The 14,270-nt window shown below is 69.0% G+C and carries 17 protein-coding genes, 1 other RNA gene and 1 pseudogene; 8 read left to right on the top strand and 11 right to left on the bottom strand.

Annotation, left to right across the window (positions count from 1 at the left end; genetic code table 11):
• Window positions 1–187: 187 nt before the first annotated feature.
• Window positions 188–760 carry a hypothetical protein gene (locus ACZ6R6_RS11545; RefSeq protein WP_470092395.1) on the top strand — a complete coding sequence of 191 codons (573 nt, stop codon included), beginning with the start codon at window positions 188–190 and terminating at the stop codon, window positions 758–760.
• Window positions 761–1,041: 281 nt separating this feature from the next.
• On the opposite strand, the gene ACZ6R6_RS11540 is transcribed toward ACZ6R6_RS11545, so the two are convergent.
• Window positions 1,042–1,728 (bottom strand): hypothetical protein, encoded by a 687-nt coding sequence (locus ACZ6R6_RS11540; protein WP_470092393.1) that lies wholly within the window; start codon window positions 1,726–1,728, stop codon window positions 1,042–1,044.
• Complete coding sequence (locus ACZ6R6_RS11535) at window positions 1,718–2,188, bottom strand: helix-turn-helix domain-containing protein (protein ID WP_470092392.1); 471 nt, start codon at window positions 2,186–2,188, stop codon at window positions 1,718–1,720. Before ACZ6R6_RS11535 ends, ACZ6R6_RS11540 begins: the two co-directional genes overlap by 11 nt.
• A gap of 150 nt (window positions 2,189–2,338) precedes the next feature.
• Here ACZ6R6_RS11535 and ACZ6R6_RS11530 point away from each other — a divergent pair, with 150 nt between their 5' ends.
• Together ACZ6R6_RS11530 and ACZ6R6_RS11525 are read left to right on the top strand one after the other, a co-directional pair.
• Window positions 2,339–2,554, top strand: a complete 216-nt coding sequence (locus ACZ6R6_RS11530) for a hypothetical protein (RefSeq protein WP_470092390.1) — start codon at window positions 2,339–2,341, stop codon at window positions 2,552–2,554.
• A complete protein-coding gene (locus ACZ6R6_RS11525; protein ID WP_470092388.1) occupies window positions 2,551–2,727 on the top strand; it encodes a hypothetical protein in 177 nt (58 codons plus the stop codon). The genes ACZ6R6_RS11530 and ACZ6R6_RS11525 overlap by 4 nt, the downstream gene beginning before the upstream one ends.
• 22 nt (window positions 2,728–2,749) lie before the next feature.
• Here the strand turns inward: ACZ6R6_RS11525 and ACZ6R6_RS11520 are convergent, their stop codons facing one another.
• A complete protein-coding gene (locus ACZ6R6_RS11520; RefSeq protein WP_470092778.1) occupies window positions 2,750–3,025 on the bottom strand; it encodes a GntR family transcriptional regulator in 276 nt (91 codons plus the stop codon).
• 190 nt (window positions 3,026–3,215) lie between these two features.
• On the opposite strand from ACZ6R6_RS11520, the gene ACZ6R6_RS11515 reads away from it, so the two are divergent.
• On the top strand, window positions 3,216–3,662 hold the full coding sequence (locus tag ACZ6R6_RS11515) for an STAS domain-containing protein (protein ID WP_470092386.1): 447 nt from the start codon (window positions 3,216–3,218) through the stop codon (window positions 3,660–3,662).
• Between the two features lie 238 nt (window positions 3,663–3,900).
• Window positions 3,901–4,605, top strand: a complete 705-nt coding sequence (locus ACZ6R6_RS11510) for a DUF5994 family protein (protein ID WP_470092776.1) — start codon at window positions 3,901–3,903, stop codon at window positions 4,603–4,605.
• A 76-nt stretch (window positions 4,606–4,681) separates the two neighbouring features.
• Here ACZ6R6_RS11510 and ACZ6R6_RS11505 read toward each other — a convergent pair whose 3' ends face one another.
• The 4 genes from ACZ6R6_RS11505 to ACZ6R6_RS11490 form a co-directional block, all read right to left on the bottom strand.
• Window positions 4,682–5,032, bottom strand: a complete 351-nt coding sequence (locus ACZ6R6_RS11505; RefSeq protein ID WP_470092384.1) for an STAS domain-containing protein — start codon at window positions 5,030–5,032, stop codon at window positions 4,682–4,684.
• A 151-nt stretch (window positions 5,033–5,183) separates the two neighbouring features.
• Window positions 5,184–6,155: a LysR family transcriptional regulator gene (locus tag ACZ6R6_RS11500; RefSeq protein WP_470092382.1), complete on the bottom strand. Its 972-nt coding sequence runs from the start codon at window positions 6,153–6,155 to the stop codon at window positions 5,184–5,186.
• 117 nt (window positions 6,156–6,272) lie between these two features.
• Window positions 6,273–7,274, bottom strand: coding sequence for an acyl-CoA desaturase (locus tag ACZ6R6_RS11495; protein WP_470092380.1), 1,002 nt, complete (start codon window positions 7,272–7,274; stop codon window positions 6,273–6,275).
• Window positions 7,271–7,582 (bottom strand): UBP-type zinc finger domain-containing protein, encoded by a 312-nt coding sequence (locus ACZ6R6_RS11490; protein WP_470092378.1) that lies wholly within the window; start codon window positions 7,580–7,582, stop codon window positions 7,271–7,273. The genes ACZ6R6_RS11495 and ACZ6R6_RS11490 overlap by 4 nt, the downstream gene beginning before the upstream one ends.
• A gap of 334 nt (window positions 7,583–7,916) precedes the next feature.
• Here ACZ6R6_RS11490 and ACZ6R6_RS11485 point away from each other — a divergent pair, with 334 nt between their 5' ends.
• Window positions 7,917–9,017, top strand: a complete 1,101-nt coding sequence (locus ACZ6R6_RS11485) for an AI-2E family transporter (protein ID WP_470092376.1) — start codon at window positions 7,917–7,919, stop codon at window positions 9,015–9,017.
• A 159-nt stretch (window positions 9,018–9,176) separates the two neighbouring features.
• On the opposite strand, the gene rnpB is transcribed toward ACZ6R6_RS11485, so the two are convergent.
• From rnpB to ACZ6R6_RS11465, 4 genes are all read right to left on the bottom strand, one after another.
• Window positions 9,177–9,569: RNase P RNA component class A (gene rnpB, locus ACZ6R6_RS11480), an RNA gene on the bottom strand.
• Window positions 9,570–9,640: 71 nt separating this feature from the next.
• The gene (locus ACZ6R6_RS11475) at window positions 9,641–10,882 is read right to left on the bottom strand and encodes a bifunctional RNase H/acid phosphatase (RefSeq protein ID WP_470092374.1); all 1,242 of its coding nucleotides are present in this window, start codon (window positions 10,880–10,882) and stop codon (window positions 9,641–9,643) included.
• Window positions 10,879–11,619, bottom strand: a complete 741-nt coding sequence (locus ACZ6R6_RS11470) for a zinc ribbon domain-containing protein (protein WP_470092372.1) — start codon at window positions 11,617–11,619, stop codon at window positions 10,879–10,881. Before ACZ6R6_RS11470 ends, ACZ6R6_RS11475 begins: the two co-directional genes overlap by 4 nt.
• Window positions 11,616–12,452 (bottom strand): Nif3-like dinuclear metal center hexameric protein, encoded by an 837-nt coding sequence (locus tag ACZ6R6_RS11465; RefSeq protein ID WP_470092370.1) that lies wholly within the window; start codon window positions 12,450–12,452, stop codon window positions 11,616–11,618. Before ACZ6R6_RS11465 ends, ACZ6R6_RS11470 begins: the two co-directional genes overlap by 4 nt.
• Before the next feature lie 80 nt (window positions 12,453–12,532).
• Here ACZ6R6_RS11465 and ACZ6R6_RS11460 point away from each other — a divergent pair, with 80 nt between their 5' ends.
• Window positions 12,533–13,972 (top strand): flavin-containing monooxygenase, encoded by a 1,440-nt coding sequence (locus ACZ6R6_RS11460; protein WP_470092368.1) that lies wholly within the window; start codon window positions 12,533–12,535, stop codon window positions 13,970–13,972.
• A 116-nt stretch (window positions 13,973–14,088) separates the two neighbouring features.
• Window positions 14,089–14,270, top strand: a pseudogene (locus tag ACZ6R6_RS11455) (membrane dipeptidase); the annotation flags it as partial.

The raw sequence follows: 14,270 nt of genomic DNA, 5'->3' as shown, positions 1-14,270 counted from the left end.
ACAACGGAACGGCCAGTGACGACAGCGGGCTGAAGGCCGCTGGGCTGCCGCCACTGGCCGTTCGAATGTCGTTTCGGGCAGAGCCGCGCGTCATCGTCCCGGCTCGGCCATCCGATGGAGCACTGCGTGCGGGGGGTTTGAGGAAGCCGGCACCGTCCGATGATGCGATGGGACAAGGAAGGCACTGATGACCGGCAGCGAGAGCGCGTCCGTCTCGGACGACGTCTGGGAGGAGTTCTGGGTGAATCTCTCGCCGGTGTGGCGGCGAGTGTTGTGCGGCTCCGACACCCTCACGCCCCCGCCCGCGGCTCCGATCCTGCGTCGACGCCGCCTCACCACCGACTTCGAGTGGGTGGGGACGTTCGAGCCCGTCAGGTCGCTGCCGGCCGTGACGCAGGCGCTGCTGTGGGACGAGAACGGCATGGATCTGGGGCCGTTGACGGGCCGGTCGTGGCAGCTGCTCCAGTTGGGCGGCCCCGCCAGGGTGGATATGAAGCAATTGAGCGGAACCCCCGTCCGCCGACTCATCTTGTCGAATGTAGACGTGGCGGACCTGTCGGGCCTGAAGGACATCGTGGGCCTGAGATCTCTCGCTCTGGCGCATGGCGACTTCGGGTCGTTGCCACCCCTCGATCACCTCACCGAGCTCGTTCTGCATGCAGAGGTCGACGTCGACATCGCCGCCGCGCGGACCCCCGGCCTTCGGGTCACCCGCCTCAGCGAGCCCTATTTCCCACCCTTCGGCCCTGACGACGTGTGAGCCGTCGAACCGGTCCGAGAGCCGCGCGGCCTCATCGCCGGTCGTCCACATAGAGAACTCATGCTTGGAGAAGATTTTCCGGTTTTCTTCGTAGTTCTCGTCCTCACCCCTCCGCAGGGGTTGGCCCTCAGGGGTGTTCGACGGCTTCGCGTAGTTGCCCGCGATGACCTTCGGCAGTTCGTTGCCCAGCGGGCCCTTGACCGGCGGGAGTTTGATATCTCGTCCAGCGGTGGTGTCTCCAGGGCGATACGGCGGGTAGGTGCCGGCGTTCGTCGCCGGGTTCAGTGCCTTCTCGATGTGGAGGATGACGTCCAGGAATTCACTATCCTTGCTCTTGGACATCGTGAACCCCCGGCCAGATCTGATGTAGATACAGCCGCCGGCTTGGACGCCCTGAGCAGATACTCGACATACGGCGTCGCACGCCAGCTCGCGATCGTCTTGAGCTGGGTGGGATTCCCCTTCTGGATTTCGCATCCTCGCGCGGAGAGGTCGAATTCGATCTGGACATCGTTCAGATCATCGTCGAGTTCCGTGCGACGGACGCCTCTGTTCCAGACGCCGAAGTCAGTCAGCTTCACAGAGAACTTGATGTTCTGCGGCTTCAGGCCGTCGGTGGTTGCGCCGCCCTTGCAGACGGCATTTCCGGTGGCGTCACCGATGTAGGTGTGCGCCACCCAGGTTGCGCGGAAGGTGAACACGTCATCGTCGGTCACCTTGTCCAGCACCGCCGCCGGGATTCTCAGGGGCCCGGGGAACATCCTGACCCACCAGGCCGTCCTGTTCTTGCGCTTCTTGACGCCGTTGTCGTCGTACTCCTCCCATCCTCCGTGTCCGATCCAGGTGGTCCAGCATGCGGAATGTGGTCGCTCCTGCATGCGGGAATACGCGTCGGTTGATCTGGGCGCCCTGGTGGTGGCGTGGCAGTCCTCCAGCGACGGGTGCGTGTAGTTGAAGTTACCGACCACGGCTGCGGTCGGAGCCGCGGACGCCCTGGCCTGGGAGACCTGGGCGGCGCAGGATGCGCACCCGTATACCGGCCTTGGCCTTCTCCGTGAACGTCCGCATGATGCCGGTGTCCTGAGCGATGAAGATGCCGCTGTAAACCAGCACCCCGATCTCTCGCTCGGCGTGTGTGAACAGACGTCCCCAGGCGTCCCTGGGGACGGCCCAGCGATGCGGGTGGACGGTGACGATCTCGCTCTCGGACGCGGCGGCCACCTGCTGAGGCGTCAGCGCCTCGGGCCACAGGTATCTCTCGTCCATTTCCAGGAACGGAACCACTGCGTAACGGTGCTTTCGGTACGGCGTGCGGTCCTTGGCGATCCACCGCTCCACCGTTTTCGGGTCGACCGCAATCGCCTCGGCCAGTTCGGCCACCGATGCCCCGCGTTCGAGCAGGGCCGCGCGCAGTCGCTCGTTCGCCATTCCACCTGCCCAGAGGGGACGTCCAGGGACGTGGCAATCGTAGTCCGGACGTCCTGAACATGTCCCGTCCTGTAGTGATCTCGTCCCGCCCCTCCACCGCATTCTCGGTACCGCACGGCACCACCGACCGCGACGAGAGGAGAGACGGCAATGATCAACTACATCGGATCGATCGGCGAGACGCCCGCCTGCGAGTGCGGCGCGGCCCCGGAGCAGGGGCGGTTCCTCTGCCGCAGGTGCCGGGCCCGGGACCGCTGGAGGCGGCGTCAGGCGGCCAAGCACAGGACGACCACGAGGAACGGACAGCTCCGACGTCCGGCCAACCGTCCGCGCGGCCTCGTCAAGGCGGGGGTGATCTGGACGTGACCGCGATCCCCCTGATCATCGCTCTCGTGCTCGGCATCGCTGTAGCCGCCGGCTACGTGCTCGTCCTGGTCGGGATGCGTCAGGAGGACCGGCGGATGCGCCTGGCCGACCTTCCGCCGAGCAGGGCGGCGGGCCTGGCCCGCCGGGTCACCGGCTGCCACATGCGGGGATGAGCGCGGTGCGGGGATGAGCGCGCTACTCGCGCTCGGCCGGCCTGGATCCCACCCGCTCCAGCCGCTCCGACAGGTCCCGCAGCGTGGCGCGGATCTCGGCGAGCTCATCGGAGGCCGGCGGGGTGGGGGCGGAGTCCTCGCGGACGAAGACGCCCCTGCCCTGCCGGCCGATCACCGGCCCTTCGGCCCGTAGGACCTCGACGGCCGGCTTCACCACGCTCAGCGACGCGTCGTAGGCGGTCGCGAGCCGGGTGGTGGAGGGCAGCGGGTCGCCGGGCGCCAAAGTCCCGCGCCGGATCGGCCCTGGGAACGGGCCGCACGATCACCACCCGTGGCCCGTGATGAGTTCATCTGCGATTACTCGTTTCCGTCCGGGCGATTCCGCCGGATGCTTGGACCACCGCGTGATCAGGCAGACACCACCGAAACACCGCAATGTTTGCCGAACTTTACGGTCATCGTGTTCGACGTTCTCTTGGAGAATCGGCATGAGCATCACGGACGATGCCGATGTTCCACACGCCTTCACCCCCGAACCGGCCGTACACCACCATAGTCGGCTGCGCATCACCTGTTTCCTCAACCCGTCAGGACTGCAGATCGACGGAGATCTCGACCGCTTCTCGCTGCCTGTCCTCGTCCGGTTACTGGACTCGATCCCGAGCGACGGTGACACATACGTGAATCTGGCCGGTCTGGAGTTCATCGACGTCGGTGGCCTGCGCGCCCTGGTCGTCACCGCGGCTCAACTCCAAGACGGTCATGTCCTGCCGCTGCGGTCCACTCCGCCGCGGGTGCGCCGCCTGCTCAACCTCACCGGCCGGCGCGAGGCGCCCCGGCTCCAGTTGGACGTCACGACGCCCATCCCGGCTCCCGCCGCGCCGCGCCGCCCCACACGGGCACCGGATTTCCGGCGGTCACCGCCGCCTCCCTGACCGCCCCGCCCATAGAATCCCTCCATTTTCTGTGCCGGATTCACAGGGCGGATGAATCCGGAAAGTATTCCGAACTCCTACGGCGTGACCGCGAGAACTCCTGTCACTTGAATCCGGACGGCCGTCGGGCTGATTCCTGGGATCTCCCGCCGATGAGATCCGCCCGGCCGGGCGCGGTATCTTCGACAGCCCCTGACGGGTTGCGGTGATATGCACACTCCTGTTGATCTATCAAAAGATGTACAATGGAAATTGTCGAGGATATTTCGCACGCCGGCAATCATGCCGACGCCGTCCGAGGCGTTTCATCAGTACGGCCCAGCCGGGCCGGGACAGTCGGTCGATCATGACGACAACGCAAGCCACCTTCCCCCCGGCGGTTCCCGTCACCCACGTTCGGTCGGTGCCTGCCGCGAAGGCAACCACCGTAAGGCTGAGCATCGCGCCTGCCCGCGACCGTCCAGGACCGGTGGATGGGGCATGGTGGCCCCGGTCAACCGACGCGTCGGCGGAACTTCCGGACCTCATCGCGGCCCTCGACCAGCGCCTCGGGGAGATGACCCTCCGGGTGGGACTGAACGTGGACGCCTGGGACAACATCCCGCACCGGATTCCAGCCCCCGGCCGGGCAGTCAGGGTCGGATGGTTCCGATCCATGGACATTCGGCTGGTCACCCTGAGCGTCAGGGGCAGGCAAGGCATCACACTGCGAGTGATCCCCCCGGAGGCCACGGAGGCATCCGCGGAGGCCGCATTCGCGTCGGCCACCGGCGAGGTGAACGGGCAGTCATCCTCAGATGTCCCCACCACCGGTCGGAACATCCTCCGGGACCGGTCTGCGGAGTCCCCCCTTCAGCAGGAAACCGACGAGGGGCAGGACGGCTGGGAGAATGAGGGCGGATGTGGGAACGCCCGCCTGGACACTCTTGCCGGACAGGCGTGATCTCGGCGTGTCACGCTGATACGTCGCGCCTTCCCCGGACCCCGGGCCCGGCTGCGCCGGCCGGGCCCCCGGCGGATCAGGCGGTCCCGAGCACCGGCCCGGTCCGCTCCACGGTCACCGGGTCGATACTCACGGGGAACTGACCGGACAGACCGCCGGCTTCCAGCAGCCGGCGGATCGCCGGAGGCGGGGCGAGCAGGCGTAGCGTCCCGTCACGCTCTTCGACCATGCGTTTGATGAAGACGAGCACCCCCAGTCCGCTGGCGTCCATGAACGTGACAGCGGACAGGTCGAGGAGAACTCCCTGTCCCGGCCCGTCCAGGACGGTCAGCAGCCACTCACGGAACGCGGATGCGGTGGAGATGTCGACCTCTCCGGCGACGCTGCAGACCGTCCAGCGAGAGTGGGTGTGTGTTGACAGGTCCATGCGGACCTCCTCTCGATGAACGCGATCAGCCGTTCACAGGCAACTGCCGGCCACGGCCTCCGCGAGGAGAGACCTCCCGAAAGACGACCGCTCCTGTCACGGTGACGACCCCCAGTGAAGCCGCCTGCCGGCTCCGGGGAAACGTCCAATCTCAGAAAGGCTCATCACCGCCGCTGATGACCGTCGGCACACCCGGGTCGGGCGTCAGGTCGGTGGGCGGGACGGCGGGTTGCAGCCAGCCGAGCCGGCGGGCGAGCTGTCTGGCGCTGTCGATGACAGCGATGACGTGAGTGGACCGGTCGCCGGAACGCCACAGTAGCGACCATGGGTAGCGCGTAACGGGTTCGATCAGAGGACGCCAGACGGTACCCGGCTGGCTGGAGGTGCGTGAGGAGGAGGGGACGCAGAGCACACAGCGGTGCTGGAGCACGAGGTCGGCGGCGGCACGGGTGCTCTCGACGGTCCCCTCGTAGACGGTGGGCGTGAAGCCGGCGGTGCGGCAGAGCTCGATGACGAACTGGTTGAACTCCGGCGACCGGGCGTCCTCTCCGAAAAGGAGCGGTTCGTCGGAGAGCGCGGCGACGGGTACGCCCTCCTGCGCGGCAAAGCGGTGATCGTCGGGGACCAGCACACCGAGCGGGTCGAGCCGGATCAGCTCGGAGTCGATGTCAGGAGGCGTCTGGGAGGCTCGTCCGATCCCGATGTTCAGGCGCCCGTCAGCCAACTGCCGGTACTGGTCGGGAGTGCTGGCTTCGACCTGGTGAATCGTCAGGTCCGGAAGGCGCCGCTGGACCTCGCGCAGGATCTGTGGCATGGAGTCGTAGCCGGCGTCGATGATGCCGACCCGGAGCGTGCGCGGGATGGCGACGGCGCTGCGCGCGGCCTGCGCCGCCCGGCCCACGTGGTCGAGGATCTGACGTGCCTCGACGACGAAGGCGGCACCGGCCGGGGTGAGCTCGACATGATGGGTGCTGCGATTCAGCAGCCGCACCCCGAGCTCACGCTCAAGCCGCTGTATCTGCTGGCTCAACGCCGACTGCACGATGTGCTCGCGGGCCGCCGACCGGCCGAAGTGCAACTCTTCTGCCAGGGTCACGAAGTAGCGGAGTTGGCGTAGTTCCATGCCCGCCACCCCTTCCTAACCGGGCGGCGCTGATGTGGACCGTCTGGTTCCACCATAGGCCCTCGGGGCGGCCGGCCGCGGTACGGCGGCGGACCATCCGAACTCTGAAAACTCATCTCATCTGGACCCGCCGACACGGCGGCTTTCCAGTCGGCCAGGGTCGGGCCAGTGTACGGCCTCAGCCCACCCAAGCCGTTCGAGGAGACGGATGAACCCGGCAGAGGGGTCGATCTGATGGCGGCCCATGCCGTGGCGGGCGCATGTGGGCTCGCTGTGGTGGCCGTTGTGCCAGCTCTCCCCGAACGACAGCAGGGCCAGCGGCCACAGGTTCGTCGCCCGGTCATGCCGGCGGGTTCTGAACGGCCGGCTGCCCATGACGTGGCAGAGGGAGTTGACGCTCCAGGTGACGTGCTGCAGCAGGGTGACGCGGATCAACCCGGCCCACAGGAACGTGGTCAGCCCGCCGTACAGGCTTCCGCTGATCACCCAACCGGCCAGGAACGGCAAGGCCAGGGACCCGATGGACAGGGCGGGAAAGGCACGCGCCACCTTGACCATGGCCGGATCGGCGAGCAGGTCGGGAGCATACCGGGTGGCCGGAGTCGGATCATCGGTGAACATCCAGCCGAGGTGCGCGTGGGCAAGCCCCCGAAGCTGCCCGCGCAGGCTGGTGCCGTACCGGTAAGGGGAGTGCGGATCGCCCGGTCGATCGGTGAAGGCGTGGTGGCGGCGGTGGGTCGCCACCCAGTCGATGACGTTGCCCTGGAAGCTCATCGACCCGGCGACCGCCAGCACCACCCGCAGCCACGGCCGGGCGGTGAAAGAACCATGGGTGAGCAGCCGGTGGAATCCGACGGTGACCCCCAGCCCGGTGACCACGTAGAGGATTCCGGCCAGCAGCAGATCGTGGAGCGCGAGCCCGTTGCCCCACGCCAGCCAGATGCCTGCTCCCAGCGCGGCCAACGGCATGACGACGAGGGCCGCCATCAGCCCTATCTGGGACTTGCCCGCCGTGAAGTGCTGCGCGGTCTCGGGGAAAGGGGATTCGCCGTCGTAGTCTGCGTGGCGTTTCAGCGCCCTGGTCGAGAGGGTCATGAGTCTCTTTCCATTCTCGGTCATGCGATCCGTCCGTGTACGTAACACCAGCGCCAGGCCGCATCCGGTTCCAGCGAGACGACCACCGCGTGGTCGGTCTCCTCGTAGTGCTTCCTCGCGTGGCCACCCGGCGAATCGTCGGAACAGGCCACCCAGCCACAGGTCAGGCAGGCCCACAGGCTCTTCCAGGCCAGTCCCCGGGCCAGGCACTGCTCGCATTCCGGTGGTCCGCGCTCGGCGGCCGGAGCCGTGTCCAGGTGGTCGCAGCACGCGGTCTGACCGTTCGGGCTCGCGTGTGCCGGGATACCGGCGCCTTGCATGTCCAGGGTCATCGCGACCCCCTTATCGACAGCGGTAGGAATTACGTCGACTGATCTCCCCTCAAGTCAACGCGGCGGGCGGACCAGGGGAAACATCCGATTTGAGCAAACCTCATCATCAACCGCGATCACGAGCCCGGCATTCGGCCGCCCTCCGGACATCGATCCTCTGGCCGGTCACGGTTCAGGTGTTTCGATATTGCCTGAACTGCCCACTGAAGGGCAGAAGACGAGTATGCGCACCGTAAACAGAGGTAACAGTCTGAAACGCGCAAAGTCGGACGGGGAACCTCTCTGGGGGCTCGTGCCTCCTACGCTGGCGCGGATGGCCGCATGGAGCGGGTGCTTGATCCTCGTCGGTTTCGTGGCCAACTACGTGTTCGGCTTCGTGGCGACGATGCGCATCGTCGCCCTGCCAGTGGCGGTCGCCCTGCTGCTGACCGCGCTGCTGTTCCCGCTCACCAGGCGGTTGCGCGCGGCAGGGTGGCGAGCGATCTACGCCACGTGGACCACCATGCTCGTCGCGTTCGCGGTGCTGGGCGGGACATTCTGGATCATCGGGGTACGGGCCGCCGTAGAGTTCCCCGGCCTGGTGACACAGGTGCGGCAGACCGCCAAGACGGTGGAGGGCTGGCTCTACACCGGCCCCCTGCACCTGGAGCCGAACCAGATCAGCAGATGGGTCGACGACATCGCCGACATGGTCACCCAACGGCAGCAGCAGATCACCTCTACGGTGCTCGCCGGTACCGTCGTGGTACTGGAGGTATTGGCCTCGATCGTACTGCTGCTGTTCGTGACGTTCTTCCTGCTCAAGGACGGCGACCGGATCTGGGCCTGGTTCCTCAAGGCGTTCGGTACGGCCGCGCCCCGGGTCGACCGGGCCGGCCGGGTCGCCTGGGTCACGCTCTCCCACTACGTACAGGGAACCGTGGCCGTGGCCGCGGTGCACGGGGTCGTCATCGGCATCGTGCTGGCGGTCATGGGCGTCCCGCTCTGGGCCGCGCTCGCCGTGCTGATCTTCATGGCCAGCTTCATCCCGATCGTGGGTATCTTCTTCGCCGGAGCCGTGGCGGCGCTGGTCACGCTCGGCGCGAAGGGCCCGGTCTTCGCCCTGGTCTTTCTCGGCATCCTGATCGTCGAGCAGCAGCTGGAGAACCACGTCCTGCAGCCGTTGATCGTCGGCCGGGTGCTTCACTTCCACCCGCTGGCGATCATCGTCGTGCTCGCCGTCGGCGGCATCCTCGCCGGTATCGCGGGCGCGGTCGTGGCCGTGCCGATCGTCGCGATTCTCTACCGGGCGATACCCGAGCTCTTCACGGAAGGTAGGCCCGTCTCCCCTCCCCGGCCGGCCCGGAAGGCAGAAACGCCGGCCGTATCCGCTCAGGGCGATCCCAACCCGCCGGACAGACCGGCGGGCGGCAAGCCGTCCGTTCCCGAGGACTGACCTCGTCCTCGACCGAGAGGCGTCCGAGCGGGCGCGGCCGGCGCTGGACAACGCCTTCGCTGCGGCGGCCGGAGCCGCCTGAATGTGCCCCCGATGTGCCCTCTCAGGGTTTCCAGCTCCCTAAACGAGGGCTCCGCCGCAGGTCGGGGGCGGGGAGGGCGGACGAGTCGGCCTGTAGGCCGGGTTCTGTCCTTCACTGACGTGAAGGGGCGACCATCCATCTAGGGCCGCCGTTGCCGGCGGCCTCAAGCGGTCTACCCGCACGACTCGGACGGGCAGCCCTCGAACGTCGTGCGCGGGACACTCCGGGGAGCATCCCTTCTTGACCTTGCTCCAGGTGGGGTTTACCAAGCCGCCCACGTCACCGTGGGCGCTGGTGGTCTCTTACACCACCGTTTCACCCTTACCTCCCTCGCGGGAGGCGGTCTGTTCTCTGTGGCACTGTCCCGCGGGTCACCCCGGGTCGGCGTTACCGACCACCCTGCCCTGTGGAGCCCGGACCTTCCTCGGCGGGTCTCCGAAGAGACCCGACGCGGCCGCCCGGCCGGCTCGTCCGCCGTGCGTCCCAGCCTAACGGCTCCTCAAGTGGTCTCCAACCGAGTGGCAAGTCGCCTCCGGTGGAATCAGGGTGCCGTCTCAGCCAGGTGCGAGGTGTCGTTGAACACCTTGACCACCGCCGGGCCGTCGGCGTAGTACTCGATCAGGGACAGGGCTGCCAGGTCGAGATGCATGCGGTACAGCGCGGCGAGGGGAGCGAGCAGCGCGGACCGGAGCAGCATCTTGATCGGCGTGACGTGGGAGACGGCGAGGACCGTCCTGCCCTCGTAGCGCTCGACCAGCCGGTCTCCGGTCGCCTGGACCCGCCGCGCCGCCTCCCCGAAACTCTCCCCACCCGGCGGCGCGGCGGACGGGTCCGCCAGCCACGCGGCGAGCAGGTCCGGCCACCGGCGCTGGATCTCGGTGAAGGTGTGGCCCTCCCAGTCGCCGAAGTCGACCTCCCTGAGCCCCTCGTCGACGACCACCTCCAGCCCGAGCCGGGCGGCGACGGTCTCGGCGGTGGCGCGGGCGCGCCTGAGCGGCGAACTGACGACCACCTGGACGCCGTACGGCCCGCGCGACAGTCTGGCGGCGGCGGCTTCGGCCTGGGCGACGCCGTTGGGGGTGAGCTCCGGGTCGCCGAGCCCGGAGAACCTGCGCTCGACCGAGAGCGGCGTCTCGCCGTGCCGGAGCAGGAGCAGCGAGGTCGCCACGGTCGTGGGCGCGCGCCAGCCGCTGCCGGTGGTGGTGGCCGCCACGGCCTGCTGCCCCGATGAGACGTCATCGGAGTCGAGGAGGTCGAGGAGGGAGTCCTGCGCGGCGGCGGCCGCGGAGGCGGGAGAGCCGGCCCCGCGGGACGGGGCTCCGCCCGCGGTGGAGCCGGCCATCGAGGATCCGCTGAGCTGCCAGGGGCGGCCCTTGGCGGCGGCGTCCATGGCCTCGTTGGCCAGCCGGTCGGCGTCCTTGTTCTTCTCCCTGGGGATCCACTGCCAGGTGACCCGCAGGCGCCGGGCCAGGGCGCCCGCCTCCAGCGCGAGCGGGCGCAGCCCCTCGTTCTTGATCTTCCAGCGGCCGGCCATCTGCTCGATGACCAGTTTGGAGTCCATCCGGACCTCGACGACGGCGCCGTCGCCCGCGAGGGCGAGAAGCGACTGCAGGCCCGCGATCAGGCCGCGGTATTCGGCGACGTTGTTGGTCTGGGTGCCGATCGCCTCGGCGGTCTCGACCAGCACCTGGCCGTCGGCGGCGTCCTTGACGACGGCGCCGTAGCCGGCGGGGCCGGGGTTGCCCCGGGACCCGCCGTCGGCCTCGACGACGTAGGCGGTCACAGCCCCGACTCTGCGGTGCGGACCAGGATGCGGCGGCATTCCTCGCAGCGGATGACCTCTTCGTGCGAGGCGGCCTTGATGCGGTTGATCTCGGCGATGGACAGGCTCGTGCGGCAGCCCAGGCAGCGGGCGCCCTGCAGCATCGCGGCGCCCACCCCGAACTGCTCGCGGAGCTTCTCGTAGAGGGCCAGCAGGTCGGCGGGGATGTCGGCGGCGACGCCCGAGCGCTTGCCCTTGACCTCGGCGCTCTCCTTGTCGATCTCGGCGAAGGCGGCGTCTCTGCGGTCCTCGGCGGCGCCGCGGGCGGCGGCGAGCTCGTCGCGCTCAGCGACGATCTTGGCGACCTGCGCGTCGGCCGACTCGCGGCGCTCCATGATCTCCAGCACGACCTCTTCCAGGTCGCCCTGGCGGCGGTTCAGGGAGGCGATCTCGGACTGGAGGCTGGCCAGGTCCTTCGGCGAGGACACCTGGCCGGAGTCGAGGCGCTTCTGGTCGCGCTCGGCGCGGATGCGGACCGAGTCGACGTCCGCCTCGGCCTTGGACTGCTCGCGGGCCAGGTCGCCCGCCTCGGTCTCGGCGGCGATCACCTGGGTCGCGAGCCTCGCCACGCGGGTGGAGACCTCGTCGATCTCGGCCAGCTCGGGCAGGGTGCGGCGGCGGTGGGCCAGCCGGTCGATGACGGAGTCGAGTTCGGCCAGGTCGAGCAGACGCTTCTGGGCCGCCGGGGCTGCTTTCACTTCAAATCCTCGCACTCTGCTGTTGTCTTCCAAGCGTCCGTGACCGTCTCGGATACGCGCGTCTCAACAGTAATCCCCTTCCCGGCCAATCCGGACTCCAGACGGCGTGCCGCCTCGGCCAGCCAGGGCCACTCGGTGGCCCAGTGGGCGGCGTCGATCAACGCCGGCCCGCCGGGGGCCTCCATGAACTCGGACGCCGGGTGGTGGCGCAGGTCCGCGGTGAGGAAGACGTCCACCCCGGCGGCGCGGGCCGTGCCGAGGAGGGAGTCTCCCGATCCCCCGCTCACCGCCACCAGCCGGACCTCGCGGTCGAGGTCACCGGCGACCCGCAGCCCGCCCGCCGTGCCGGGGAGCCCGCGCGCGGCCTGCCGGGCGAACTCGCGCAGCGACAGCGGGGCGGGCAGCGAGCCGACGCGGCCGAGCCCGCGCCGCGGGTCGTCGGCCGAGGGCAGCAGGGGCGTGAGCGGACCGGCCAGGCCCACGGCGCGGGCGAGCGCGTCGGAGACGCCGGGGTCGGCGACGTCGGCGTTGGTGTGGGCGGTGAAGAGGCCGATGTCGTTCTTGATAAGCGTGTGGACCAGACGGCCCTTGAAGGTGGTGGCCGCGACACTCGTGGTGCCGCGCAGGTAGAGCGGGTGATGGGTGACGATCAGGTCGGCGCCCCACTCGACGGCCTCGTCGGCGACGGCGGCCACCGGGTCCACCGCGAACAGGACTCTGCGCACCTCCGAGGAGGGCTCTCCGCAGACGAGCCCGACGGCGTCCCACGACTCCGCCCATCGGGGGTCGTAGGTCGATTCGAGCTCTCGGACGACGTCGGCGAGGGTAGGCACGTGCGCAGACTACCGGCCTATGTCCGGACGGAGGCGAATCGCTTAATGTAAGTGGATCCCGACCTCCGGAGGGCTGGTCTGTGAGTCCGACTGTCGCGATCATCGGTGCCGGTTTCGGCGGGCTGTGCATGGCCATACAGCTGGAGCGGGCGGGGATCGGCTCCTACACGATCTTCGAGAAGGGGCCCGGCGTCGGGGGCACCTGGCGGGACAACACCTATCCGGGAGCCGGCTGCGACATCCCCTCGCACCTGTACTCCTTCTCCTTCGAGAGATACTCCAGCTGGACCCGCCGCTATCCCGGGCAGCCGGAGATCCTCGCCTACCTGGAGATGTGCGCCGACAAGTACGGCCTGCGCCCGCGGATCCGGCTGGACACCGAGGTCACGGCCGCCACGTTCGACGAGTCGCTGGGCAGGTGGCGGGTGCGCACCGCGGCCGGCGAGCAGCTCTTCGACGTGGTGGTGTCCGGGGTGGGGCAGCTCAACCGCCCCCGGCTGCCCGACATCCCAGGAATGCCGGACTTCGCGGGCGCGGCCTTCCACTCCGCCCGCTGGGACCACGCGCAGGACCTGACCGGCAGGCGGGTGGCGGTGATCGGGAACGGGTCGTCGGCGGCGCAGCTCATCCCCCGGGTGGCCGAGGTCGCCGGGCGGGTGGACGTCTTCCAGCGCACCCCCAACTGGGTGATCCCCAAGCCGGACGCCGTCTTCGGCGAGGGCGTCCGGACGGCCTTCCGCCATGTGCCGTTCCTGCAGCGGGGCTACCGCGAGTGGGTCTACCGATATGCCGAGGGCGCCCTCCACCCTGCCCTGGCCGGCGGGTGGAGCGCGGGGATGCTGCGCAGACGCGCCCTGGCCCATCTGCACGACCAGGTCCGGGATCCGCTGCTGCGGGCCAGGCTGACCCCCGGCTATCCGGTCGGCTGCAGGCGGGTCGTCATCGACAGCGACTTCTATCCCGCGCTGACCCGTCCCAACGTGGACCTCGTCACCGAACCGATCACCCGGATCACCGCGGCGGGCGTCGAGACCGCCGCCGGCCTCCGCGAGGCCGACGTGATCGTCTACGCCACCGGCTTCCACAGCACCGACTTCCTGGCCCCCATCGAGATCACCGGCCGTCAGGGGCGCCGTCTCGGCGAGGAGTGGAAGGACGGGGCGGAGGCCTACCTGGGCATCGCGGTGCCGCACTTCCCGAACCTGTTCCTGCTCTACGGCCCCAACACCAACCTCGGCCACAACTCGATCGTCTTCATGATCGAATGCCAGGTCGGATACGTCATGGGCTGCCTGCCGCACCTCGCGCGGAGAGGACCGATGGAGGTCAGGCCGGAGGCGATGGACGCCTGGCGGCGGAGCCTGGGGCGGGCGATGGACACCATGGTGTGGGGGGCGGGCTGCACGAGCTGGTACAAGAACTCGGCGGGCCGGGTGACCAACAACTGGCCGGCTCCGACGACCGTCTACCGGCGGATCACCAGGGCCCCCCGTCCGGCGGCCTTCCGCTTCGCGCGCTGACCGGCCCGCCCCGCCCGCCACCCGCCGGCCTCACACGGTGCCCCGTCCGGGCGCCGGGCGCGGACTGTCGATAGCGTCGGCGGTGACGAGAGCCACCTGCGAAGAAGGGCCTGCCCGTGTCCGCTGACCTCCACCGTGACGCCGTGGTCGCCGATACCCACAACGACCTGTTGATGGCGGTCACGGCACGCCCCCCGCGGCAGTGGGCGTCGTTCTTCCGCGAGCGCTGGCTGCCCCAGCTCCACGAGGGCGGGGTGAACGTGCAGGTGCTGCCGGTCTTCATCGACGACGAGTACCG

The sequence above is a fragment of the Streptosporangium sp. NPDC048886 genome (genome assembly GCF_055586905.1).
Note: the sequence above shows the minus strand (reverse complement) of the source record. Positions and strands in the feature narration are given on the sequence as shown.